At 43.7% G+C, this 25,301-nt stretch carries 28 protein-coding genes and 1 pseudogene; 18 read left to right on the forward strand and 11 right to left on the reverse strand.

The genetic code is table 11. The features are described 5' to 3' along the window. Positions 1-71 precede the first annotated feature (71 nt). Positions 72-887, reverse strand: coding sequence for a TauD/TfdA dioxygenase family protein (locus AB4263_RS23680; protein WP_372098995.1), 816 nt, complete (start codon positions 885-887; stop codon positions 72-74). Between the two features lie 310 nt (positions 888-1,197). Then, positions 1,198-2,097: a Vmh family MBL fold metallo-hydrolase gene (locus AB4263_RS23685; RefSeq protein WP_372098996.1), complete on the reverse strand. Its 900-nt coding sequence runs from the start codon at positions 2,095-2,097 to the stop codon at positions 1,198-1,200. A gap of 160 nt (positions 2,098-2,257) precedes the next feature. Between AB4263_RS23685 and AB4263_RS23690 the strand changes: the two genes are divergently transcribed. Both AB4263_RS23690 and AB4263_RS23695 read left to right on the forward strand, forming a co-directional pair. Next, positions 2,258-3,151 (forward strand): LysR family transcriptional regulator, encoded by an 894-nt coding sequence (locus AB4263_RS23690; RefSeq protein WP_017069834.1) that lies wholly within the window; start codon positions 2,258-2,260, stop codon positions 3,149-3,151. A gap of 144 nt (positions 3,152-3,295) precedes the next feature. Further along, on the forward strand, positions 3,296-3,697 hold the full coding sequence (locus AB4263_RS23695) for an ACT domain-containing protein (RefSeq protein ID WP_372098998.1): 402 nt from the start codon (positions 3,296-3,298) through the stop codon (positions 3,695-3,697). Positions 3,698-3,802: 105 nt separating this feature from the next. Here AB4263_RS23695 and AB4263_RS23700 read toward each other — a convergent pair whose 3' ends face one another. Continuing rightward, positions 3,803-5,689 (reverse strand): methyl-accepting chemotaxis protein, encoded by a 1,887-nt coding sequence (locus AB4263_RS23700; RefSeq protein WP_372098999.1) that lies wholly within the window; start codon positions 5,687-5,689, stop codon positions 3,803-3,805. 343 nt (positions 5,690-6,032) lie between these two features. Next, positions 6,033-6,749 carry a DUF1826 domain-containing protein gene (locus AB4263_RS23705; RefSeq protein WP_136982815.1) on the reverse strand — a complete coding sequence of 239 codons (717 nt, stop codon included), beginning with the start codon at positions 6,747-6,749 and terminating at the stop codon, positions 6,033-6,035. A gap of 276 nt (positions 6,750-7,025) precedes the next feature. Here AB4263_RS23705 and AB4263_RS23710 point away from each other — a divergent pair, with 276 nt between their 5' ends. The 6 genes from AB4263_RS23710 to AB4263_RS23735 all read left to right on the forward strand — a co-directional run bounded on the left by AB4263_RS23710 (position 7,026) and on the right by AB4263_RS23735 (position 12,611). Beyond that, positions 7,026-7,598, forward strand: a complete 573-nt coding sequence (locus AB4263_RS23710; RefSeq protein ID WP_017069838.1) for a YceI family protein — start codon at positions 7,026-7,028, stop codon at positions 7,596-7,598. A 321-nt stretch (positions 7,599-7,919) separates the two neighbouring features. Continuing rightward, a complete protein-coding gene (locus AB4263_RS23715; protein WP_372099000.1) occupies positions 7,920-8,615 on the forward strand; it encodes a VC0807 family protein in 696 nt (231 codons plus the stop codon). 356 nt (positions 8,616-8,971) lie between these two features. After that, positions 8,972-9,247, forward strand: coding sequence for an HU family DNA-binding protein (locus AB4263_RS23720; RefSeq protein WP_017059113.1), 276 nt, complete (start codon positions 8,972-8,974; stop codon positions 9,245-9,247). Between the two features lie 25 nt (positions 9,248-9,272). Continuing rightward, positions 9,273-9,416, forward strand: a complete 144-nt coding sequence (locus AB4263_RS23725; protein WP_017059112.1) for a hypothetical protein — start codon at positions 9,273-9,275, stop codon at positions 9,414-9,416. Between the two features lie 320 nt (positions 9,417-9,736). Next, the gene (locus AB4263_RS23730; protein WP_133151375.1) at positions 9,737-10,639 is read left to right on the forward strand and encodes a VirK/YbjX family protein; all 903 of its coding nucleotides are present in this window, start codon (positions 9,737-9,739) and stop codon (positions 10,637-10,639) included. Between the two features lie 268 nt (positions 10,640-10,907). Beyond that, positions 10,908-12,611: an FAD-dependent oxidoreductase gene (locus tag AB4263_RS23735; RefSeq protein WP_372099001.1), complete on the forward strand. Its 1,704-nt coding sequence runs from the start codon at positions 10,908-10,910 to the stop codon at positions 12,609-12,611. Between the two features lie 145 nt (positions 12,612-12,756). Here the strand turns inward: AB4263_RS23735 and AB4263_RS23740 are convergent, their stop codons facing one another. The 3 genes from AB4263_RS23740 to pnuC form a co-directional block, all read right to left on the reverse strand. Beyond that, on the reverse strand, positions 12,757-13,437 hold the full coding sequence (locus tag AB4263_RS23740) for a Crp/Fnr family transcriptional regulator (protein WP_372099002.1): 681 nt from the start codon (positions 13,435-13,437) through the stop codon (positions 12,757-12,759). 125 nt (positions 13,438-13,562) lie between these two features. Then, positions 13,563-14,291, reverse strand: coding sequence for a nucleoside phosphorylase (locus tag AB4263_RS23745; protein WP_102441733.1), 729 nt, complete (start codon positions 14,289-14,291; stop codon positions 13,563-13,565). Between the two features lie 8 nt (positions 14,292-14,299). Then, positions 14,300-15,034, reverse strand: a complete 735-nt coding sequence (gene pnuC / locus AB4263_RS23750; protein WP_004734818.1) for a nicotinamide riboside transporter PnuC — start codon at positions 15,032-15,034, stop codon at positions 14,300-14,302. Positions 15,035-15,391: 357 nt separating this feature from the next. On the opposite strand from pnuC, the gene AB4263_RS23755 reads away from it, so the two are divergent. Further along, positions 15,392-15,595, forward strand: a complete 204-nt coding sequence (locus AB4263_RS23755) for a hypothetical protein (RefSeq protein ID WP_371724448.1) — start codon at positions 15,392-15,394, stop codon at positions 15,593-15,595. Between the two features lie 42 nt (positions 15,596-15,637). Here the strand turns inward: AB4263_RS23755 and AB4263_RS23760 are convergent. Then, positions 15,638-15,766, reverse strand: a pseudogene (locus AB4263_RS23760) (ABC transporter substrate-binding protein); the annotation flags it as partial. 34 nt (positions 15,767-15,800) lie between these two features. After that, positions 15,801-16,250 (reverse strand): PaaI family thioesterase, encoded by a 450-nt coding sequence (locus AB4263_RS23765; RefSeq protein WP_102320058.1) that lies wholly within the window; start codon positions 16,248-16,250, stop codon positions 15,801-15,803. Between the two features lie 34 nt (positions 16,251-16,284). Here AB4263_RS23765 and AB4263_RS23770 point away from each other — a divergent pair, with 34 nt between their 5' ends. Beyond that, complete coding sequence (locus AB4263_RS23770) at positions 16,285-16,563, forward strand: DUF134 domain-containing protein (protein ID WP_372099003.1); 279 nt, start codon at positions 16,285-16,287, stop codon at positions 16,561-16,563. Between the two features lie 63 nt (positions 16,564-16,626). Here the strand turns inward: AB4263_RS23770 and nqrM are convergent, their stop codons facing one another. Both nqrM and AB4263_RS23780 read right to left on the reverse strand, forming a co-directional pair. Beyond that, a complete protein-coding gene (nqrM, locus tag AB4263_RS23775) occupies positions 16,627-16,824 on the reverse strand; it encodes a (Na+)-NQR maturation NqrM (protein ID WP_017059103.1) in 198 nt (65 codons plus the stop codon). Next, complete coding sequence (locus AB4263_RS23780; protein ID WP_372099004.1) at positions 16,821-17,267, reverse strand: NifB/NifX family molybdenum-iron cluster-binding protein; 447 nt, start codon at positions 17,265-17,267, stop codon at positions 16,821-16,823. The genes nqrM and AB4263_RS23780 overlap by 4 nt, the downstream gene beginning before the upstream one ends. Before the next feature lie 475 nt (positions 17,268-17,742). On the opposite strand from AB4263_RS23780, the gene AB4263_RS23785 reads away from it, so the two are divergent. From AB4263_RS23785 to AB4263_RS23820, 8 genes are all read left to right on the forward strand, one after another. Beyond that, positions 17,743-18,465 (forward strand): DUF1007 family protein, encoded by a 723-nt coding sequence (locus AB4263_RS23785; RefSeq protein ID WP_029235926.1) that lies wholly within the window; start codon positions 17,743-17,745, stop codon positions 18,463-18,465. A gap of 94 nt (positions 18,466-18,559) precedes the next feature. After that, a complete protein-coding gene (locus AB4263_RS23790; protein ID WP_372099005.1) occupies positions 18,560-19,657 on the forward strand; it encodes a nickel/cobalt transporter in 1,098 nt (365 codons plus the stop codon). 489 nt (positions 19,658-20,146) lie between these two features. Further along, entirely contained in the window at positions 20,147-21,217 is a 1,071-nt protein-coding gene (locus AB4263_RS23795) for an esterase/lipase family protein (protein ID WP_372099006.1), read from the forward strand. After that, the gene (locus tag AB4263_RS23800; protein WP_372099007.1) at positions 21,141-21,557 is read left to right on the forward strand and encodes a hypothetical protein; all 417 of its coding nucleotides are present in this window, start codon (positions 21,141-21,143) and stop codon (positions 21,555-21,557) included. The genes AB4263_RS23795 and AB4263_RS23800 overlap by 77 nt, the downstream gene beginning before the upstream one ends. 12 nt (positions 21,558-21,569) lie before the next feature. Then, entirely contained in the window at positions 21,570-23,108 is a 1,539-nt protein-coding gene (locus AB4263_RS23805) for a choice-of-anchor X domain-containing protein (RefSeq protein ID WP_372099008.1), read from the forward strand. A 455-nt stretch (positions 23,109-23,563) separates the two neighbouring features. Then, positions 23,564-24,058, forward strand: coding sequence for a YcxB family protein (locus tag AB4263_RS23810; RefSeq protein ID WP_065676948.1), 495 nt, complete (start codon positions 23,564-23,566; stop codon positions 24,056-24,058). A 79-nt stretch (positions 24,059-24,137) separates the two neighbouring features. Next, positions 24,138-24,863 (forward strand): metallophosphoesterase, encoded by a 726-nt coding sequence (locus AB4263_RS23815; protein ID WP_029235480.1) that lies wholly within the window; start codon positions 24,138-24,140, stop codon positions 24,861-24,863. A gap of 63 nt (positions 24,864-24,926) precedes the next feature. Continuing rightward, a complete protein-coding gene (locus tag AB4263_RS23820; protein WP_017059095.1) occupies positions 24,927-25,106 on the forward strand; it encodes a hypothetical protein in 180 nt (59 codons plus the stop codon). The last annotated feature ends 195 nt before the right edge of the window (positions 25,107-25,301 follow it).

The raw sequence follows: 25,301 nt of genomic DNA on the forward strand, positions 1-25,301 counted from the left end.
AAGTGTGCTCGCGCCCTGGTTCAGGGATGGGCATGCGCGGTGTTCTTTTGATAACTGTGTTCAGCTTACCGCTATGTCACTGTTACTCGATGCATTTTTCTTGGAGTATCCCCGTAATCTATCACTGCGTAATGTTGCGTTACCCTGTTATCCCAGATCGCCATTGAGCCGTTGTCCCATTTGAAACAAACTTGAAACTCAGGGCGTCTCGCAATTTCAAACAGTTGGCTGAGTAAAACATCACTCTCTTTGCGGTCGAGTTCGTTGATATAACGAATAAACTGTTCATTGATACAGAGCGTTTCTTTATCCGTTTCAGGATGAACTTGAACAACAGAGTGAACCACTGGCGGATTCTCCTGTGCTGTTTTAATCAAGGATTTGTGCCAATCGAGATCAATGTCTTCTGATTCTATACCTTCAAAGGCCACAAGCGAATGAGTCGCCGACAACCCTCTCAACTTAGCTTTCATATCTTCATGTAGAGATTCAAAAACCGCAGTCATAGAACACCAGATAGTGTCACCACCAATGCTTGGAATGTGTTGAGCATGCAACAGGGAAGCTTTCGACGGCAAGCTGCGCCACGTTAAGTCGGTATGCCAATAACTTTCCTTTGGCGCATTGCCACGGGTTGTTTCAATCACACTCACCTGTGGCGCACTTTCCACGCGAGGGAAGAAAGGATGTGCAGGTTCTAACGTTCCAAAGCGCTGTGCAATCATCAAGTGTTGTTCTGGAGACAAAGTCTGCCCGTCGAGAAAGATCACTTGATGGGCAATAAGTGCCTGATACACCTTATCGAGTTCATCAGCACTGCATGTAGAAAGCTCTAGTTCGTGAATACGAGCGCCGATGTGAGGAGTAATGGGTTCTATTTTCAACATACTTTCGCTTATTGGTGATATTGAGTTGCAGGGCGGATCTGGCTACTAGGCTAATCTGACTACTAACTGTAAACCGGGTAAATGTTGATTTTCTTTCTCACTTGAAATAGAAAGTCGTCTCTCCGAAACAAAAAAAGAGCTCCTAAGCTGGAGCTCTTTTCGTTTTTTGATACTTCCTGTATCCATAGACAAGTCCAATCTGTAGTACTTTCACTGAAAGCCAGATCATCGATATCTCCAGTTGTGTATCACCAATAAATCTAGCATACAATCTTCAGACTGTTCTGGGACACAACCGAGATAATCAACTCTAGTGCCAAGCCATCTCGCCGCTTAGCACTTTCGCGCCAAGTTCTAAATCGCCTTCCGTAGCCTCAAATTTCGGGTAGGCTTTCTTCATGTAATCACTGATCTCGACCGATGTTGGATTACTTTTGCTCGCCAACGCTTTTTCAATATCAGCCACATAATCCTTCGTGAAGTGAACTGCATTTATTCCTGTTGGCATTTCACCTAAATAGTGACCCGGAATTACAACCTCTGGCTCTAGTGCTTTCATACGCTCCAACGATTGTGACCACTGGCTACGAATCTCTTTCGATGCAGTATCTGCCATCCATACATGCACACCGCTATACACCGACACGCCACCAAACACCGTTTTTTCAGACGGAACCCATAGGTAAGCTTGGTGTGTATTTATCTCTTTCACTTCGATGGTTTCACCTTCGATGCTTAATGTTGTGTCGTTCATCACCATTGGAACAATCACCTTAGAGGGCGCGTTGCCTTCTAATATAGGCCCCCAGTATTCAAGCTTTGCATCTTTGGTGCGTTTGATATGCGCGACAACGGCTTCACTGGCAACGACTTTAACGTTAGGAAATGCCGAAACTATCGGTTCCAAACCAAAGTAGTAATCTGGGTCGCCGCTACTGATGTAAATCATCGATAATTTTTTGCCAGTCGCTTTGATTTGCTCCACCAAATTTTGTCCATCAGCCACACTAAATTGCGCATCAAACAGAATCACTTCTTTCTCACCCGAGACCAATACCGAGCTTGCCGGGAATATCGCGTTCTCGCCGGGGTTATAGTGAGTAATGTTCAGTTCTGTCGCTAGCGCAACACTTGATGCCAGCACGGTTTCTAGGCTTATGGTTCCTAAAAGCATGCTTTTTGATAACAGGGTTTTCGATAACGTATTCATGGCTTTATTCCGATATTTGGAGTTGAACACCTGCCAACTCGCTGAATGTCCAAATATCTTATTTGATTGTTTTTAGATGAAATAGACATCAAATTAACTTTAACTGTTGCAGTTTTCGGACATATACTGAGGTCGGTTTAATTCTCTAGGCAATAAAACAATGGATAAACTCGAGGCAATGAATGTCTTTGTCACCATAGTGGAACGTGGCAGTTTAAGCGCTGCGGCAGAGCACCTTGATCTCTCACGAACCAAGGTCACTCGTTATTTGGGTGAGTTAGAAGCATGGATGGACACACGCTTGCTTCACAGAACAACACGAAGCTTGAGTTTAACCAGCGCAGGTAAAGAAACACTTGAGGTCGCCAGAGAACTTTTGGCACTGGAAACATCCCTAGCTGGGATCAGAAACCAAAACCGAGAGCATTTAAAAGGTCAGCTGCGTATTACTGCGAGCTACTCGATTGTCGATAGCTTCTTGATGGAATCAATTAGTCGCTTCATCGCCAAATGGCCAGAGGTTTCTATCGACATTATCTCGACTGATCAGACCGTCAACCTGGTTGAGTCACGCATCGATTTGGCCATTCGCATAACCAACGAACTGACGCCCAATATTGTCGCGAAGCAGATCGGTGAATGCCGCTCCGTGATTTGCGCATCGCCTCAATATCTAAAAGAGAAAGGCACACCCACAGAAGCCCAAGATCTAGCGCACCACAACTGTTTATCGTTCAGTTACTTTGGCAAAACCGCTTGGACGTTCAATGGCCCCAATGGGCTCGAATCGGTTCCGATTAAAGGGAATATCAGTGCAAACACCTCAGAGGTTCTGCTTTCTGCCACACTCAAAGGCAACGGTATCTGTTTACTGCCCTTCCCTTCAGTGGAAACCTTGATGCGTGATGGTCTATTAGTGCCACTGCTTTCTGAATGGCAACCTAAAACGCTCGGTGTTCATGCTATTTATGGAACGCGTAAACAAGTCACACCGCTGTTAAGAGCCTTTATCGACCATTTATCTGACGAGATGGAACAATCGACAAGTTGGTAGAAGTACGATGCCATCACTAAGGAGGAAAACTTGCCATTAGTAAAACTGATGCAGAATTAAAATCATTAATTTTACTTAACTGCAGTTGCTTCTATCGTGACTGCATACATCATCAATTAGCTTATTCACGCAGGGAAACTGACTATGGCTGCCATTACCGACCTAGACCTTCTACTGAAATCCATGTCACCAGAATTAATCGACGGGAGCTATGTTTTTTGTACTGTAGGCGGGGGATTGGCAGACTATGTTCAGCTCAATCCAATCTCGACTTTTCGTGAGAAAGAAGGTTTAACACTGGTTCTGAAAGAAGAAGTTGCGACCAAAGCTCAGCTAGACTTCGATGGTGTGTTTAGCCTGATTACATTGTCGGTACATTCCAGTCTTGAAGCGGTTGGATTAACAGCAGCCTTTGTCACCAAGCTTGGTTCTTACGGCATTAGCGCCAACGTGATTGCTGGCTTTTATCACGACCATATCTTCGTTCAAAAAGACAAAGCAGAAGCTGCAATGAGTGCGCTGAAAGAGTTTTCAGAAGCGGATTAGTAAAGAATTCGATTACTCACAAATACAAAAAAGCGACGTAATCTACGTCGCTTTGGCTTATTGCTTAACGTGCACTCACTGATCAGGCATCAGTGAGCGAACCAGTTAAGCAAGCTTAAAAGTCGCCACTTTGTCACTTAAGCCAGCGGCTTGGCTCTTAAGTTCGTTCGACTCAGTTAAGCTGTCCTGTGCGCCCACAACTAAGTGGTCGGTAACATCTTTAATGGTCGTCACGTTCTGGGTAATTTCACCCGTCACATGTGTTTGCTCTTCAGCAGCCGTCGCGATTTGAGTCGCCATATCGCTGATCAAAGCAACTGCAGTATTGATCTCTTCAAGCGCATGCGAAGCTCGATCGGCATCTTCTACTGAATGTATTGCCAACTTAGAACTGCTCTCCATCAGCTCAACCGCTTGCGCCGTTGTACGCTGCAGGATATCAATTGTTGATTTGATCTCTTCCGTTGAAGAGTGAGTGCGCTGCGAAAGCACACGTACTTCATCAGCAACCACAGCAAAGCCACGACCTTGTTCGCCAGCACGAGCCGCTTCAATCGCAGCATTCAAAGCAAGTAAGTTGGTTTGCTCTGCAATGCCTTGAATCGTTGCGAGTACAGTCGAGATTTCTTGAGCATGCTTGTTAAGTTCGCTAATCACACTACCCGCTTCATTAACTTCATTGGCTAGGTTATTGATTGAACCTTTGGTATCCACAACCAGAGCGTGACCACTGTTAGTGCTTGTCGCTGAATCTTGCGCCGCTTTTGCTGTTTGCTCGGCATGCGATGCTATCTCTTGCGTGGCGCTCGCCATTTCAGTTACGGCCGTCGCGACCATAGTGATTTCTTGCTGCTGATGATTAAGCTCATCCACCGAACGGTTCGCACGCTGAGCACTTTGCTCTGACTGGCTGTTTAGCTGTTCTGACTGCCCACGGATATGGCCAATCAACTGCTGTAAGCTTCCAACAAAGGTATTGAAGTTATGAGCCAACTCGCCCACTTCATCTTGGTTTTCAACATGAATGCGTTGAGTTAAATCACCACTACCATTCGCGATTTGCGCCAGTGCTTGAGAAACGTGGTTCAACGGGCGGAATAGAATCGTACACAACAGGTTAAACAGTATGGTACATACGATCACCACAAGTAGCGTCACCAACACTTGACCAATCACTGCATCAAATAGTGGCGCAACCAGAGAGTCATGGTTAACAACGCTCACAGTAATCAGGCTCGTTCCATCAATCGCACGTGCGTACAGAACATAGTCGCTGCCATTCAACTCGATAGAAGTGTCTTTACCGCTAGCCAGCGCCTTTTGTACGTCCGCAAAATCTAACCCAAGTGAGCTGATATTTTTGTTCAGTAACTTGGTGTCAGGGTGCGTATAAACCGTGCCTTTATTGGTCGCGATGAACATGTAACCTTCACCCGGAAGAATCACTTGCTCTAGGCTATTAAGAATGTCGGTAATTTCAACATCCGCGCCTAACACAACCTGTTGACCATGTAATTGCATGGCAGTACCCAGCGACACAACATTCGCCCCAGTTGCAGCTGCAACCGTTGGATTATCCATGAACACCTTACTAGGGTTTGCTACCGCGTTGGTGTACCAACCCCATACGCGTGGATCATCATTGCCGGGCGGCAATACCACTCCGTTTGCGTTCTTTTGCGAACCGTCTGGAAACGCCAAGAAGACATTATCAAAAGAGGCTGAATCACGAACCTGTTTTAGGTGAGTCACCAAGCTTTCTTGTTTGGATTCTTTCGAAAGAGAAGTAAGCGCACGCTCTTTGGATAAGATCCAATCCGATACATATTGATTGTAAGAAGCCGATGCGCCTTCTAAACGCTGTTCAACTTCTGTATCCAACCTTTGCAATGAAGCACGAAAAGACAATGCCTCGACCAAGATCCCCCCCAGGATAATGGCCATACTGGCTGAAATCGCCAGTTTATTTTTAAGCGAGAGTTTCTTGAACATAGGAAACCTATAATGTGGAAGTAAAAAACCGTGGCGAACAAATTGGTTGCCAAAGAGGTTTGCAAGCGGGATATATTTTACGCTTTAAAATAAATTAAGAAACCGATGAGGAACTGAAATATTGATATATGTGAGTAAGTGCACGCATCGTAACGCATTGATTTAGAGAATGGTAAACTCTAAATTTTGAATTAATGTGCTAAACATGGTCAGCTGATGAGTGTCTCTGTTTGAGAATAATAACGGCACAGATCGCGCCATGCCGTTAGCTCATTAGGAAGGTATTTAAATGAGTTGAACGTCTGAATAGAAACAGGTTGCGAACTAAATAGTCAAAAGTTGATCAACCAAAGTCCAACGTTAACAGCAATCGTGTTTCGTCAGATGAAGTGACTGGTGAACGGTGAACAAGGCCTCTATTCTCATTGCCACTCCAACGCTCCCCTTTTAATAACGCAACATCACCACTGGCCATTTTCTGGATGTCAGATTCGTCGTTGTACAGGCCTGAAACAGAATCAGGCTTTCCGTTAGCCCCTAGCCCTAGCTTAGAACGGTCGACTAAGTCGTTTGGCAACCATTGAGTCGCAACACCATGATAAGTTGTCACCAAGCGGCAAGGCACTTGATCAAAATGGAAACGTGGGCACATCGCTTTATTCAGAACGGCTAAACGCAATCCGACTTCTTCAAGCTCAAACAAACAACAGAACATATCCACCAGCTCTGCCATGTTTTCTAATAGCGCTTTAGAGGCGGTGCCATCGGTAGCAAATTCCAACTTATCGAAAGCATTATCAGGTGACACGCTAACAGACTTACTAAAGTTTGGATTCAAGGCGATAAATTCACTAATTGCCGTCGTTAAGCCTTCATCAAACTGTCGCTGCCATACCGCTATATTAATATCACTTTGGTAGATATCCGCTAATACCGTTGGCTGCTCAGAAGCACTCAAGCTTGGCTTGTGATTTGCCTTATCCTGAATACTCACAGCTGAACTAATGTTGAGTGGCTGGCTGCTATTGGTAGCCAAAGGCTTGGTTAACACGGCATTCATTACGTCGTCTCCTTGATACATGCTCATCGCTTCCCTTTTACCAACAGAATAATTATTCTTGGCAAGAGTGATTTTGGTTATGTTATAACATAACTAAAAATAAACAAGTCACTTCGTCGATCATGATTCCAGTAATACAGCGACGCTCTTCTTTTCCTGCGGTAATTTTTCGAATGCTGAACTAAGCTTCTCTCAATCACTCTTTCCAAAAAGTCATTTTAAAAACGTACGACTCAAGAACGTAAACCTGTGAATTCATCAATCTGGTGACAACTTATGAAAAAACTAATCTCTACATTCGGCCTCCTATGCACCGTTATCTCCGCTCAATCTTTCGCGGAGTCGGGCTACACATTAGATCCGAAGTTATCGAACATCACATTCGCGACCATTAAAAAGCAGTTTGTTGTCGAGCCCGCATCCATCAAACCTATGTCTGGAGGGCTTACCGAAGAGGGCCAGTTTTCAATAGTATTGGACTTGAAAAGCGTGAGCACCGGAGTCGCTATTCGTGACCAGAGACTGAATGAACTCTACTTTGAATCGATGACTTTTCCTGAAGTGAAGATCTCTGGGAAGGTTGAACCGTCGATGCTATCTGGTGATCCAAAAAGAACAACAGTAGCAGCGGAAGTTACTTTACACGGCGTAACCAAAACGATCGATTTCCCAGTTGTGGTGGTTCCATCCTCAGGGTTTGTCATGGTTAGCTCAGCTTCGACAATCATCGTCAACGGCGCTGATTTTGGGATATCGACAGAGAATCTAAACAAACTTTCAGCGACCGTGGGTGGATTAGCGATTTCCGACCAAATCCCTTTAAGCTTTAACCTACTTTTCGACCAATAATGGACTTATAACTATTCCTTTCTATTCTCCCTCATTTCACATTCATCAATCGTTTGAGAGCGGTGAATGTGAGTAAGAGTACGCGACAACGCAATAAACTGAATTAGGTTTGAATAAACTAAACCAAAATTTCCACTCGATTTCCCCAAGTCGGCCAGATAAACATCCCTCACAAAGTATTAAATTGAGCGTTATATAGGCTCAGAGATGTCGTTGATGTCACATGTCGTTACACAGCATGACGCCTTAAGGCTTTACATCTTGGGCGAGGTAAACAACAATCCCAGAGAACAAATCCATAACATAATGTATTTAGAAATTATGAGTAACGCAGAAAACAAAAAATCGAGTCCTCTTTTCGAAGTCGTGTTTAACGTCTTTCTTCCTTCATTCATTTTAATGAAGTTCAGTGGAGATGAGCATCTCGGAACAGGCTTTGCTTTGCTTGTTGCCCTTGCCTTCCCTATTGCTTATGGTGGCATGGAGTTAATCCGCAATAAGAAGTTCAACTTCATCGCTGCGCTCGGCTTTGTAAGCGTGCTATTGACGGGCGGTATTGGTTTCTTTGAGCTAGACACTCGTTGGTTAGCACTAAAAGAAGCATTAATCCCTGGTCTAATTGGTTTGGCGGTTCTTGGCTCAACCTTCACCCGCTACCCGTTTATCCAGAAAGTTATTTTCACACCGGCCCTGTTAAATATCTCTCTTATTGAAGAGCGCCTAAAGCAGTTCGGTAACCAAGCAAAGTTTGATCGTTGTCTAATGACATCCAACTACCTATTCGCGAGTACTTTCGCATTTTCTTCAGCTATGAACTACTTCCTAGCGACTTGGATTGTGACTAGCCCTGCTGGCACCGCTGCCTTTAATGAAGAACTTGGCAAGCTGACACTTTACAGCTACCCAGCAATCGCCATCCCAAGCATGCTGATGATGTTAGGTATTTTCTACTACATTTGGCGTCAAGTTCGCACGATGACATCACTAGAAACAGAACAAATTTTTATTACTAAATAGTTCTGAATTAACAAATCGCTCTGACAGCACAACATGAAGCCCAGCAATTAAGCTGGGCTTCTTTGTTTTTACTCTTTCGTTATCAACGTGATAGATGACAGCTTCGATTTGGATTATGAATCGAACGGGCAACCCTAATGCTCTTTTCTCAAGTAAATTTGGGCAACATGTCTATAAACCAATAATAATCAATGAATTGCATTGATTGAACCGACAGATGCTTTTATAGTCAATTCTGTTGGTTACTTTACAAAGCTCTACCCGCTCACTGACATTATTTCAATTGCTGTTGATAAGATCGCATAAGCTAGGTGCTAAAGGTAGACGCCAGCCGTACTCAATAAGGAATATAGATAATGAACAAATCTCAATTAGTTGAACACATCGCGACTTCTGCAGACATCTCAAAAGACCAAGCAGGCACAGCACTAAATGCGCTAGTTGAAGGTATCTCTACTTCGCTTGCGAACGGTGATGACGTATCGATCCTTGGATTTGGTAGCTTTAAAGTTAACTCTCGAGCTGCTCGCACTGGTCGTAACCCGCGAACCGGAGAAGAGATTCAGATTGCCGCATCAAAGACGCCAGCATTTAAAGCGGGCAAGGCACTAAAAGAGACGTGCAACCTGTAACACAAAAAACACAAGGAAGATTACGATGACGACTAAGGAAAAAGCGAAAACGAGCCGAAGCAAAAAAGCAGGCAAGTCGACTAAAGCGCAAGCCGAAACGCCTAAGACTCGTCAACGCATTGAAGAGCTTCTCGAAGAGCGTGAACTGGCTAAACTGTTAGAACTTTAGTTTATATAAGAACTAATGTTTAGGTTTAAGCAAGGTGATCGTTTGTTATCGTTCTAATGCCACTGCAGATTTGTAGTGGCATTTTTGATTTAGGAGCAAGCGCCTCTAATAAATAACATTGATACCCCTCCCCACTAAAGCGACAAACACACCTGTCCAAAATCTGAACGCTAAGTAACTGATTGAGTTACATAGCTATACATATCCATACTTACCCAAATCACCTTTTTCACTATCATCATTTTCTTGTTATTGGTGAGATTATTGGAAGGGTTCATGACACGACTATGTTCGAGCAATCCTTCTTCTTTGAGGTGATTATGAATGTCGTTCGCATGGGGATTGAAGCAAATACCCATAAAAATAAGGGTAAGTACAAAGCGATAGTTAAGTTTACTATTCGAGCCCTGTTTTATTATTCAGCTACTCGAAAAATGAGTAATAATTTCAACTCTGAAGAGAGAAAGTTATTATTTATCAAGCAACCCAACTTCCTTTCTAAATTTGTGACTCCCTACTTATGTACTGGCTTTAGCAATAAAGAAAAGATCGATATCTTATCCAAACACTACGACTGGTTTGAAAACACCTTCGCAACAGAAGCTAGACACCAAATCTATAACGAAAGGCTCAATCTTTTAAAACTTGAGATAGATGACAACGTTTATCTGGTTAATCTCAGCTTCGAAAGAAACGCGAGAAAAGAAGGTGAACTGACAATTTCATTGACCAACTCTCAACTCGAAAAAATGTATACCATTTCGTTTACTGTTTTCGACAACAACATCTACATCGGCGGTATACAGGGTGGCGCCAATGACAATGGATTTAGCCGCACATTCACCAAAGCTTTTTACGGTTTAAGACCTAAATCCTTCATGGTAGAAACACTACGACTGCTCGCTATTAACTTGGGTATCGACAATATCTATGCGGTAAAAGAGTCTGGTCATGTCTCGAACTCATTACGCTACGGTAAGAAAAACAAAGACATCAGCCTTAAATACGACAGTCTGTGGGAAGAGCACGATGGACAGGTGCATGATAACTATTTCTATCGTCTCCCGACAAACCCGAACAGGAAAGATCTTGAAGCTCTAAAACGTCAAAAGCGTAAGTTGTATCGCGAGCGTTATGCCTGGCTAGATCTGTATGAACAAGATCTGAAGAACGTAATCAGTCAGCACATCCATGATCCTGTTCATTATGCTCATGACAGTTAATTTGGCTAACCTGTACTCGACTCGCTAACGCGTATTACCTTTACTAGCGTGCTTTAGTCTAATCACAGCCCTTGGACCAAACGCTCAATCCCGAGGTGATAGCTTTAAAATAAATATTAGACAATGCTAATTTACATCTTTATAGTATCTAGGTATTTCGAAAACTACTCAATCGCCGGCGACCAGCCAGTACTGATCATTAAGAAGATACAAGCTCTATGCTCGGCAATTTGTATAGTTAAACTTAGAGACAGTAATAGGTAAACGTATGACTAAAATTGTAATCATCGGTGGCGTAGCTGGAGGTGCTTCAGCTGCTGCACGCGCTCGTCGTCTTAGTGAAGAAGCCGAAATCATAATGTTTGAACGAGGACCATTCGTCTCTTTTGCCAACTGTGGATTGCCATACCACATAGGTGGCGATATCGAGGATAGAAGCAAGCTTCTGTTACAAACACCTGAAAGCTTCTTAGCTCGCTTCAACGTTGACGCACGAGTGATGAACGAAGTTACCTCTATTGATCGCACCAATAAAACCGTTACAGTCAAAAATCTTGTTGATGGTAATCACTACAGCGAGAGTTACGACTTCTTATTACTCAGCCCTGGAGCCGGTGCCGTCGTTCCTCCCATCTCAGGAATCGATAACCCCCTCACCCATTCACTACGCAATATTCCAGATATGGATCGCATCATCGAAACAATCCAAATGAATAAACCTGAGCACGCGACAGTTGTTGGCGGTGGCTTTATCGGCTTGGAAATGATGGAAGCGTTTCATCAGCTTGGGATCAAGACTTCGTTGATTGAGATGGCTGACCAAGTAATGACGCCAGTAGACCGGGAAATGGCCGGCTTTGCCCATGCGGAGATTCGTGACAAAGGCATCGACCTAAAACTCGGCGTCGCGCTTGAGTCTGTGAAATATATACCTAACGAACACATCGCAAGTTTTGATTCAGGCGAGAGCGAGAAGCACCAACACATAGAGGGTGAATTAGAATTAACACTTAATAATGGCGAGTCATTAACTACTGATATCTTAATCATGGCTATCGGTGTGCGTCCTGAGACTAAGTTAGCAAAAGAAGCAGGACTTCAAATTGGCGAACTAGGTGGTATCTACACCAATGAAATGATGCAGACTAGCGATCCTAGCATCTACGCTGTGGGTGATGTGGTCGAAGAAAAAGACTTTGTCACAGGTGCACAAACTCTAGTTCCGCTTGCTGGCCCTGCTAACCGTCAAGGTCGTATGGCTGCCGACAACATGCTCGGACGCAATGAAATCTATCAAGGTACACAGGGCACAGCTATCTGTAAGATTTTTGACCTAGCCGTTGCCTCAACAGGGAAAAACGAAAAACAGTTGAAGCGTGAAGGCGTCAACTATGAAAAAGTCTATGTGCATACCGCAAGCCACGCTAGCTACTATCCTGGCGCTGAGATTGTCTCGTTCAAGATGTTATTCGCCCCTAAGACAGGGAAAATACTAGGTGCGCAAACCGTCGGTAAAGATGGCGTTGATAAACGCATTGATGTTATGGCAGTAGCTCAACGTGCAGGTATGACCGTTGATCAGCTTCAACACCTTGAATTAACCTATGCACCACCTTACGGGAGTGCCAAAGACGTGATTAACCAAGCCGCATTTGTTGCCAACAATATTATTAAAGGTGACGCGACACCTATTCATTTCGATGAGATTGCAACATTAAGCGACAACCAACTCCTACTCGATGTTCGTAACCCTGGCGAACTAGAAAATGGTGGCTTTATTGAAGGCGCAATCAACATTCCTGTCGACCAACTGCGTCACCGCATGGACGAACTATCAAAAGACAAAGAGATTGTAATCTACTGCCAAGTCGGGTTACGTGGTAACGTGGCTTATCGCCAACTCGTCAACAACGGCTTTAAAGCACGCAACTTAATCGGTGGTTATAGAACACTCATGTATGCAAAAGCTTAAGGATTAATACTTAGTCGCCGGTAATGGTGCGCGGACACTTACGGGCTAGTTGCTGAGAGAAAGTCGCTCATAAATAGATGCGAGTAGTTAATAGTAAACATTGAAAAACCGAGCTTGGCATTTAAGTAAGTGCCAAGCTCTTTTATTATTCGTAGGAGTCAATAAAAGCTTGCAGTGCTCGCTGGTCAACAATTTCCAACCCTTGGTCTCCTTTTCTGATGAAACCCTTGTTTAGTAGGTCTTTAACCGCTCTTCGATACACTCTGCTCGATGTGCCAAAACGTTCCGCTTCTTGATTCACTTTATCGAAACCACCTAACACGGTATTTGTTTGGCTTTGAACCAATAAGTCGTAGGCAATGTTGTAGGTAATTGAGTGTAAAAGACGGTTAGTGTAAATGCCCATAGAGTCTTGATAATCTTCCGCTAATGCAGAGGCAAAGAAGAACATCATCTCCGGGTTTTCATGTAGTGCTTCTGCTAGTTTCTGAATGCAAATGACATCAACTTGCATGTGTTCGTCAGCCACTACGTTCCACTGACAAGGTGTCTGAGTGAAAAACTCCATCTCACCGAAGATATGGTAATCGCAATTCACCTCACCCAATTGAAAGCGTCGCCCATTAGCTGCAGAAATACTCATAGAGACTCTCCCTGCGGGCACTACATAAAGATACTGAAGCTGCTCACCTTGACGTAGGATTTCATCGTTTTGATTAAAGTAACGAGAGTTAACTTGGTGTTGGTAGATGAGATCTCTAAATTCAGAGCTTTTTTGTTCTAAGTAATTTTTAAAGCGTCCGCTTGAGTATGGTGCAATCTTCATACTTACTCTCTCATTGCATTACTGCTGTTTATATTCAAACGATTGTAACCACTTAAACCACAGGAGAGAACCCAATAAAAAAGCGACGGTCTCCCATCGCTTTCGTCTTACATTTATTCAGGCTCTTATTGAGTAATTAATGCTTCCAGTGCCGCTAATGATGCTAGCCGCTCTCCTTGCATCATTGCCTCTGCCTCATCGACATATTGCCCAACGCCCTCCTTTACATCTTGTTCGTACAAGACAACATTGTTCAAGATAGAAGCTACATTAAGCCCTCTCAAGCGTCCCACGGTAAACAGCGCGGATGTTTCCATGTCTGCACCTAAAATGCCTTTGCCATTCCAGTACTGACAAAGCGCCTGCTCGTCATCGGTATAAAAACTGTCGTGTGAGCGTACCGTGCCCAAATAGTAAGGTGTTGTTTGCTGCTGCAAGAACTTGTCTAGCTCTTTAAGCAGAGAGAAGCTTGCATAGGCGGGATACGACGGCCTAACGTAAGCGGTAGAACCACCCTCATCGCGAACCGCGCCCTCTGCAATAATTAGCTCACCAAGCCCGATATGTGACTGCATCGCACCTGCAGACCCTACTCGAACGATATGAGTCACACCACAAAACTTAAGTTCTTCTACCGCAATGATCATTGAAGGTGCGCCAATACCAGTGCTGCAAACTGATATCGCTTTCCCTTGATAGGCACCAGTGAAGATTCGATACTCTCTGTTCTCAGAAACCATCTCGGCATCTTCAAGCAAGCTCGCGATTCGATTCGCTCTATCAGGCTCACCACAAACAATAACTAACGGAGCAATTTGCGTTTCATCAACGCCGATATGAGGTTGCTTTGCCATCTTCACTCCTAAGAAGCCGTTGCTTGAGTTAACGATTTATCACTGTTTCGTTTAGCTGTGCGTGCCCACTCACGAGTACCGTTTGCCGCAATAAACATTAAGATTGCGTATTGAACAGACATTGCGTACACACCCTGCGTCGCATAAATACCAACACTGATAATGTTAATCACAATCCACAGTATCCAGTTTTCAACATACTTACGTGTCATAAGAACTTGAGCAACAATAGATAGAATGGTCATCGTGGCATCCCAGAATGGGAACGCATCAGGTTCAAGTACTGGTTCCGTTAAATCAGCACCAAATAGATTCAAGCTATCAACCGCAATGTTTGCCAACGCAAAGAAGAATGGATCGATATACATTGTGAGCAGTGCAATCGAAATCGCACAGGCTGCAGCCGTTGCCACCAGCTTATTTTGACTCAACCAGCGAACTTCTAGCGTTTCACCTTGCTCATTAGGGCGTGTCCATGCGTACCAGCCGTAAATGTTGGCGCAGAAGAAAAAGAGTTGAAGCAGTAACAGTCCGTATAACTGAATTTGGAAAAAGATAACCGCAAATAAGGTGACATTCAGTAACCCGAACAGGTAATTAATGGTTTTTTCTTGGCTTGCAAACCAAATGCAAAGCAGGCCAAACACCGTGCCGAATGCTTCGATCCAGCTCATTGCATAGCCATCCCCTATTGGGATATTGACTAAGGTATTATTGATATCAAGTAGGGCGAATAGATCCATCGGGGTGTCCTTTATTATTTGATTTTTGTAGCACCTATCTTATTGCGCCGATAGAAACAAAGAGGAGGACATTTGTCCCCCCTAGATTGCATGCGATCATAAATCAGAATAATAATTCCGGAAAATCAAATTCACAGAAAGGTGTCATCGCCCTCCCAACAGTCTTGAACTCGAAACTCCAACAGCAGAACAAATCACTTCCAAAAACGAAACTTTAGCTTACTGGCTTTAAGCTGATATCGCGTTGACGAGCGCTCTTGAGAAGCGCATGCTTTTATTTCGAGCAGAATCGTTTTTGGCCGTGTAATCGCCCCATAACTCATTCTGTCCAACGTACCCAATTGAATGGCAGGTCACATGAATAAGATTGTTATGTTAGTAATGGGGCTGTTTTTTACCAGTCGATTGTTTGCCAGTATTGTTCCTCATGTTGGTCAACTTGAGCATGATGCGCCTATTCTCCTTCGCTCGGCATTGATTGTAGGGGTTGCGGCTTACGCGGTTTGGAGTGCATTTAAATACTTCAAAAAGATCAAGGCCTCAGATTCAGATCAACTGTAACGGCGAAAGTCCAAAAGCTTTTGAATAAGCCTCTAATTTCGATTACTGATCTGCGAAATAATCGACCAAGATTTTACGCCACTTTCGTGACTCACGAATCTTCAACAGGGCGCGGTTAATCTCTTCTTCGTACACGTTATTTTCAGTGATTATGAAACCGTAGTTGGACTTTTATAACTGATAAAACAACACCGCTATACCAAGCTTAAGTTTGATAGCTAGAAACTGACATAAACTGACTTTGTGCCGACGAACATAACTTTCCGCACTGAGTAATTTGGCTTTCTAGGAAGTAGATATTACGTCTACTTTTCACCCACTGGGCACGAACTTCCAGTTCTTGACCAATCAAAATCGGATGATGAAAACGAGAGGTTAAACTCACCGTCATCGCCTTGATATCATTCTGAAATAGACAATGCAACATCGCGCTGTCATGCAGTGTAGTGACAATGCCACCTTGCATGATGCCATCGTAGCCCTCAGTTTTATCTGTTGGTACAATCTTGGCTCTGGTTTTATATTTAGCTACTGCCTCATGCTTAGTTAAAGTGTCATGCTCGCCAATAGCTTCAAAACAAATGGCGCTGTCGTTGAAAAAACCTTGGCTGCACACTTGGCAACGCCGATGATTGTGTGGAAAGAAAACCTTCATACTTACCTTTACCCATAGATTGCTAGAGATTGATATGGCTCGACCAAAAAAACATCGCCAGTTGTGTACCCGTACGGCTTACTCTTGTTTTAAGCCCAATGGTGTTCCTATGGACGAGCTTCATAAAGAAGAATTGCTATTGGAAGAGCTCGAAGCCTTGCGCTTGGCTGATCAAGAAGGCCTGAGCCAGCTTGAAGCCGCTGAACAAATGCAGGTGTCTCGCCAAACGTTCGGCAACATTATCAAGCGTGCACGAGCTAAAGTCGCCAAGTGCATCGTCAATGGTCACGCGTTGGTGATTCAAAGTAATTAATTAACGTGTTAGCCAGAAGTTATTTAACTCAGTGAGCGAGAACTCTGATGCTTACTTCGATACTTAGCTTGATGGCTCAGTAATCTGATACAGCTTTTTGCTTTGCCCTTCACACACATCCTTGCAATTGCATTCACGCTCAATATCTAACTGCGCCAATCCTCCACAGCTGCCTTTGATTGGCTTGCGCGAAAAAATCACGCCTATCGCCATCAATGTAACGACTCCGACAAACCCCAATAGCGTCAACAAAAAGGTCATTGTCGGAACCCTCGAATAGCACCCAGCTGATTAGGCTGTACCATTAGAATCGAAGCTTGTTTTTTGTGCCCGTTTTCGCCGCACGTTTTATTGCCACACCCACTATTTCTCGGCTCGCGACCATAATCGAGATCGGTCAGTTCCCGTAGATTGTCGAAATCCAAAGCCCCGATTTCTGCCTTACCTGTCGATGCCAAGACTCGAATATCGTTATTGAACAAGTGCGCCAGCATCTTCTTACCAATATAACGAACCACCACAGATTTCACATCGTAAGAACGGAGAACCGAAATCCATTGCTTCTTTTTATTGCAAGAGGTGTCGGAGTCAATCAAAGGAACAATCTGTTTTATCTGTCGTTGTTCATCGACAATCGCGATCTGTGGGGAACGAGCAAAGTGGTTGCCAACATGAAGGTCGCGACAAGGTACTGCGTATAACATAGTAACTTCCTGTTATTGATGATCAGGAGTTCAGCATACGCCCCATTATTGGCATATGCCAATAACTATCATGTGAAAAATAAGATTTACTGGATCGATAACTAAGATCACAAGCACCCAAACTTAGCGTCATCTTCAGCCTATCTCAGTTACCTTTCAAATAACCATATATACTAGGGGGTAGTATTTTTACTGGGGGTATTTTTTGCGTTGTTAATGCCTGTTATGAAGAGCCAAGCTCAAACCCATTACAAAAAGGCCTCGCACAACCGAGAGCTTAATCGACTATTCAACGTCACACACTAGTCTGAATAATGTCGAATTAGGGACCAATCAAAGATGTTTATAGGAAAAATAGGTTGGATTGAAAATCAAGAATTGCAGTCGGCTTCAATGTAAACAAGCTTATAATTTGAAGTGAACAACGCATCGGATTGTTATAATATAACATCACACTAAATTACCATCATTTCTCATGAAACAGCCATTTATTCTAATCGATGTCATCAATCGCCTCTCCACACGCTATGTAAGCCGTTTCTCGACATGCTTTCGCTCTCTCAAGGGCTTGACTGTTGGCCTAGCATTATTGTGTTTTGCGCCAAATCTATATGCCCACCCTCACTCTTGGATAGAGATGAAAACTCATATTGAGGGAGAGAATGGCATGATCACCGGTCTCTCTATGGAGTGGTCTTTTGATGCAATGACCTCGATGTACATGTTGGATGGAGAAGACGTCTCTGCCGATACAGAAACTGAAACATTCAAAAAGCTCGCTGCGTCTGTAATCGAAAACATGATGTACGAGCACTACTTCACGTACTTTTATGATGGTGAAGAGCCCATCAAATATCAGGTGGTTGAGAACGCAAAGTTTGAGCGTGATAAAGCCAAGATGGTTCTAACATTTGACCTACCACTTTCTAAACCTAAGCCTGTGACACGAAACTCGCTTCGCGTATTGATTTTTGACCCTAGTTACTTTGTCGACATGTCGTGGCTATCCAACAGCGACGTGACATTGTCACCTGAACTAGCAAGACAATGCCATTTAGAATTAATCGAGCCTAACCCGACGCCAGAGCAAATGAGTTATGCAATGTCTTTACCTGTCGATGCAGATCCAGATAACACGCTAGGCCAACTGTTTACACAATCGGTTGAGCTTCATTGTGCGGCGGTTCCCGCTTCTTAGTCGCAGTGATTCGTTTCAGCCTTTAAGTCAGCGTCTAGCTGATTAAGCATGGCAACTAATTAACAGAAAGATTTCAGATATAGGTTCTTGTTAAATGAAGAAAAATCAATCCAAAATCAATCACTACCTCATTGGTGCTGGCGCGTTCGTGCTTATTGCTATTGGTGCGTATCAACTGTGGTCCATGTGGCCATCGTTAGTTATCTCTAGCATTCAATGGCAAAGAGAAGTCAATTCAGAACTTGCAGACCTGCTCTATGAAGCTAAATCCAACCCTTGGGGCGCAGGCAGTTACCTTATCGGGTTCAGCTTTATCTATGGCATGCTTCATTCTTTGGGGCCTGGGCACGGCAAAGTTATCGTGTCGACTTACTTAGCGACTCACCCAACCAAAGCCAAGGCGAGTTTAGTGCTTACGGTCGTCTCCGCTTTTTTACAAGCATTGGTCGCAATCTTACTAGTAAGCGTGTTGCTGTGGGGCTTTAGTGCTTCCATGCGAGTAGTGAATGACAAAGCGAATATGTTTGTTTCATTAAGCTTTGCCTTAGTCGCGGTCGTCGGCGCGCTTATATGTTGGAAGGCTTTGAAAAACATCTACACCACTATGCGTAAGCCTAAGCTGAAAGTGAAAGCCATCACTACACTCGCAACAGACACAGCTGCGACAATTTCAGCGCGTTCGCCAATGGCACTTCGTTCATCAATATCAGCCCCTTCTCCGATAATCGACGCTACTAGCACAATGCAAGCCGCAGCTAACACTCATGCAGATCATTCTCATGCCGACTGTGGGTGCGGCCACCAGCATGTAGCCGATGCAGACGCAATCAACAAAGCCTCAACGCTCCGAGAATATGCTGGAATTATAGTGACGATTGGCGTAAGACCGTGCACCGGAGCCATCATGGTACTGCTTTTCGCAAACATGGTTGGCCTATATTGGATGGGTGTTGTCAGTGCTTTTGCCATGGCGATTGGTACTGCTTTCACAACCTCGACGATTGCTATAATGACACTAACAGGCAAGAACTTGGTAAAACGCTATTTGGCAGCAGGTAACAAGAATAACAGTGCTTCACTAAAAGCCGCAGGTCATTATTTACAGCTATTCGGTGGTGTTTTACTTGTCTTAATTGGCTTGTTGCTAATGAGTGGACAAGACAGCGGTATGTCGCCTGTTTTCACTATGTAGCGAACGATGTAATAACAAACCTCAGTTTATTGCGACCTTTACCATTTTTACTAAAAAACACTAGCCCTTATCTCTCAAATCTGAATTAACAGCCACATAATTTCTACTAACCTAACTTTGCACAGCCAGTTAGGTTAGTAGTCAGCCATTCAGAACAGCGCGCTCTATGTAGTTCTGTAACAAACCTACATCCAACTTTGATTTTCCTATTCTTAGCTACTCTTTCATAAACTAACTTAGATTGTTCTAACAATATTAGAGCACTATCCCCCTCCTTTTGAAAATAAGGACATAACTTCCGCAATCCAGAAACTACGATCGCACTCTTCCTATTTTGAAAAAAAATAGAGCAGCAGTTTTATCAATTGAGTAACAAGCCGAAATTATACCCAATAAATTTCACATCAAACTCCAAGCCTTTACCTTACAACTACAGATAGAGCTTTCTTCAACCAAATTCTTGGATAACCTATACTCAAAGGTAAACAAATGAAACTATACATTCCGAGCGCCACGCTCAGTGTTTTGTTACTTTCTCCGAGTTTCGCGAGTGCCGAAGATACACCTGATTCATACGAATTGCGTAATTTTTCGATGCGCTCACAAAGCTCTGGGATAGCCCCACCGCAAGAAGAACTCGGCGTTTATGTTGTGAATTCGGGTCCTGGTCTGGATACCGGTTGTACCTATGCTTCTGGCGGACCTCTACTTATCTCTTTACCTGTTCCTATGGTTGTCAGCCCCAACGTTTTACAAAGTGACGGGAGAATTGCCCCAAGTAAACTGGGCGATATGCAGCAAAAAGGCGTTCTCGGTTCTAACGCAAGGATTAGCATGCCGGTCTTCGACATAGACTCCAATGCCAACGTCAGTAATATTGCTCCAGAAATAGATATCGTATCTTTCAACGGAAAGTCTTTAGGTACGCTGCAAGGCGCTGATAACCGCTGGACGGATACTAACCTTCAAGTCGATATCAGTGATGTCAAGTTCGGCCAAAACAATGAGATTCGCGTCGATATTGATACTGGCAATACGGGAGACAACTGGTGTATGTCTGTCGATTGGGTCTCAATCGAGTTTGATGTTGCCATTCCTGTGATTCTTGCTCATGGCATTGCTGCACAATCAGACACTTGGGATGATGATACGGCTCCAGGCGTGCTTTCTACACTTGATGACTATGGTATTCGTTATACTCGTTTCTCTGCTGACAAAAATGGAACCACAGCGACTAACGCTAATATCTTGAACAACAAAATTCAGGGTTTTCTCGATGAGTTGAAATCCGACAAAGTTCACGTCATTGCACACAGTAAAGGCGGGCTAGATACCCAAAACCTCAAAGCACTTAGCCCTTCCTTTGAGATAACCTCCCTTTCTACTTTCTCCACACCTCACCTTGGTAGCGTCGCAGCAGATTTGTCGGTGATAAAAATGGACCACTACGCCGATATCTACAGTAACGTCAGTACCGATCCAAATGCGTACTCGCGGCAATATTGCAAATACATTTTCTATTGGGGCAAATGCCGATCTCAACCAAGACGGTGTTATTGAGAAAGATCCTGATATCGTTGGCCTATTCCCATGGGGATCGCGTTGGGCAGGCGTTACCGCTTGGCAGGCGCTAAGAAGCTTTAGTTCTGCGGCCTACCTCGATACTCAAACTCAACCGGTCACAATGCCAAGTGTGCATGGACCACAAGCTCATCCAATCACCATAGTCAGTTACCAAGCCATTCAAACAGTACCGCAAGAAAATGATGTTGTTGTGACCTTGGCAAGCGATAACCCAAGTTATACCAATGCATTGGGTAACGTATTGGCTAACCACTCAACAATGAAAACGGGACAAAACGTTGAACGTTTTCTACAACAAATTATTTCAATGCGCTAAGGAGTGGCCACAATGAAATTCATCAAGCAATTAGTGATGGTGTTCAGTCTTTTCTGTACCTTCATCACACCGGCTATCGCCAGTAATGCAATACCCGTTGGGATGAGTACAAGCACGACACTATCTCAACCAGTGACTAGTAACGATAACGAAGTCACAATGCTATTTACCATCGACAAAGCGGAAGCCCTAAAAGCAGAAATCATCGTCCCGTTGGATGATGCAACCGTATATTTAGTCAAGCCTAACGGGCAAGTCGCAACATCATCCAATGATGTGCAAGCGAACATACTTTCAGGTGACACACAAAGTCCGCCGCTACCGGGCAGCTATTTATTTTTGCCTGAAGTAACTAACCCTGAACCTGGCGAATGGAAGATCGTCGTTGATTTTCCAAACCCAAGTTACAACACAGTAATTATTGCTCAGGTTGCGATCCAATCCCCTATTGCGTTTGGCATGGCGATAGCTGCAAACCAATTTGTGGTCGGTGAACCAGTTCCCGTTTCTGCATTACTGACAAACAAAGGGAATCCAATCACAGGTGCCCAAACCAGCGCAGTGATCATTGATGAAGCTGGAATAAAAACACGCCTGACGCTTAAAGATGAGGGTGTCAATTTCGATGCTATTGCTAAAGATGGTGTCTACAGCAATATTTTCGTTCCACCCGCTGAAGGGGATTATCTAATTGAAGGCATAACGTCTTTTGAAGAATATGGAACAACTATCACTCGCCAGACAAGTAAAAAAATCCACGTACTACCCTCTGACATTGAATTTGTCAGCCTCTCACTCGCTCCACTGTTTTCCTCTGAAGGCTGTGTTATTGCCTTAGAGCAGCGCTTGGAACTTGATGTTAAATCCGCGGGGGATTTTGCCATTCATGGTTACCTCACCGATGGAATTGACGAGCTGAACACAAGCAAACGTCTGCAACTCAAACCTGCGAAGCAAATCGTCACTCTACAGTACTCAACTGAAGATATTTTTGGCGCGTTTGATTCAGCGTCTACTTTGACCTCCAACCCGACGATCATCTACGCAATCACTCAAGATGACATACGAATTTCAGCCCCTCGAATTCAGTTTGAAGAATTTATTGATTTAGCATCTTTTGAGCGTTGCCGCGAACCGATTGAAGTCATGGGGAGTTTAGTCACCACACCGACTATGTCGCAAGATGGAACCTACATTGATTCGCTGAGTTTTGAGTTTCCTATTGTTGACTTCGGAGATTCAACCCTTCAATTTCCATTCAACAATGTGACTGCGCATATCGTTAATCAAACTTGGTCTCCAAACACACTGGATTACGACACGTTCTGTGAGTCTTTTACAATATGTGCAGCATGGAGTAATCCACTCACTACATTCAACAACGTAGAAGCCGGTCAAACGCTTAGGTTTACCAACTCTAAACTATTAGAAGCATTAAATGAGAAGAGAGTGTCTGGGTTGAACAAACTAGATATTGCTCTTACCTCTTCTCCCTATGAAAGAAGTTTCTTCATTAACGTTAAGCAGGTGTCATTATTCATCGAGTACTGATCCTAAAACTGAAATAGAATAAGGCCATGCCCAAGGTATCGCTTTGGGTATGGCCTCTCAGAGTGAACGGTGATGAACTTTGCAAGCTTCATATATTTATTCTGTTAGAGCACCCTCAACAGCAGTGATAAATCACACTAATCACTATAGACTCCATCAACCAACAAAATGAGATCGAAGTTTTATCCAAAAAGGCCAGTAGTCCCAACAACCGGGTGACTCCACAGGTCTATCCATCCCATCACCAATTTTTTAGGTGACTTTAAAGATGCCCCTACACTAGTCTGATAGCTAAAGTTAGAATAGACCCGTTAAGTATCATCGATTTACAAAACAGAGCCAAAATATCTAAATAAAAACAGTGAGAAGCGATACAATAATCAAGTTGCAAAATTGCAGCGTGGGACACCTGCCCACTGACAGCCCATTCACAGAGAACCATAAAGTAGCCTCACATGTCTAAAGAACCCGGTTTCACTACAGAATACAAACTCGACAAGACGTTTTTCGCGGAGTGTTATGATCAAACTAGCCTTCCGACTCAATTTCCAAAAGCCTACTTAAAAGGAATACTGTTTCTTATTTTTGGTGTGGTTCTGCTGGAGTTTGAACTATTACCTAACGGCTATGTTGGCTGGTTCTTTATTGTTTTGAGTGTGATTGAAGCATTCAGTGTGTACTGCAAAAGAACCTGGTGGTTATGGCGACAAAAAATCAGCTCAGGCGCAGGCAGCAAAATTGTCTTTCAAGGTGACGCTAACGGAGTAAGTTACAAAAACCACAAAGCGACCAACACCATCGCGTGGAGTGACATCGACCAACTTGAGCAGACCGATCTTGGTTTTATCCTGCATATCGGTAAACAGCGCCAATATGTGAGTAAATCTTGTTTAAGCAATGAAGCCATTGCCTTCATGATTGAACACCACGCCGCATCAAAAGCGAAATAACACCAATAAATGCCTGCTGATTTAGCAGGCATTTTTCTATCACTTTTAATTCTACGTATCGAATTACCGGACAATAACAATGAATACCGTGTACCAAATCAGTGATTGCCACCTTTCCGATGAATCCAGCTATGAGAACCTGCGCAGAGCACTGGAATACGTCAACAAAGATACGGCATGCAAGACCATCTTTCTGACTGGTGATATTTGTTGTAACCCAAAGTCTGGCGACTACGTTCGATTAGAGGCATTCATTAGGCAACACATTAGCGACCAATCCATTTACGTGATTGCGGGTAATCATGATGACTCTCGCTTAATGCGCACAGAGCTAAAAGGCTCGACGATTTATGTCACCGACAAAGCCACCATCGGTGAACGAGAGTTTGTGTTCCTAGACTCAAGCTTCAAGCCGCTAGACAGCCGCCACCCACTTGGTTCAGGGCGTATTGATAACCGCGGCATGGCTCAGCTAAAACAACAATTGAGAAAGGCCAATGATCCTATCGTGGTTGTTCACCACCCTGTCATTCCAGTCGGTGCAGATTGGATGAAAGCGATCCGCCTAGAGAACGATACTGATGTGATGAAAGTGCTTCGAAAATATCGCGTTCGTGACGTGTTCTGCGGTCATGGCCATGATGAAATAACAGCGACACAGCAAGGCATAACTCAATATATGGCCCCGTCGACAGCCTATGGCTTTGACCACTCGATCAATGAATACAATCGCAGCGAGAAGATAGGATTAAGTCGAATCTCGTTCTGTACTGATTCCATCAACTACCAAGCTGTCTATTTTTGAACCCTATCTTACTGTCTTAAACCTCATAGATTAGCTTTCAAATAAACCAAACTATATAGAGCTATGCCAATAGAAGAGGCTTGCGGCGATTCAATTTATCAATCTGTGATTGAAGCCCACAACCCAACTTCCACAACGGGTCAACGTTCAGTAGAAGAAATTACCTGGTTAGCACTGATGACTGTAAAACAAATGCACGATTTAGTTCGGCGCAATCTCGAAAACGAAGAGCTCGAAAACTAAAAGTTTGAAAAAGAATTATCTAGAAAACAGAAAGCTTGAAAGCTGAATACGTAGGATTATCGCCCCACTCTCACAAGTGACCAGAGCCTTGCAAACGTTATTACCCTAAGGTTTGCTAGCAAGGTCTTTGTGATTGATAATAAAAGCAATATAGGCGCAAGTTAGCGCTTTTTTATGGTTCATCGCGGCTTTCCG

It is taken from the genome of Vibrio sp. 10N.261.55.C5, assembly GCF_041470505.1.
GTDB classification, from domain to species: domain Bacteria; phylum Pseudomonadota; class Gammaproteobacteria; order Enterobacterales; family Vibrionaceae; genus Vibrio; species Vibrio crassostreae_C.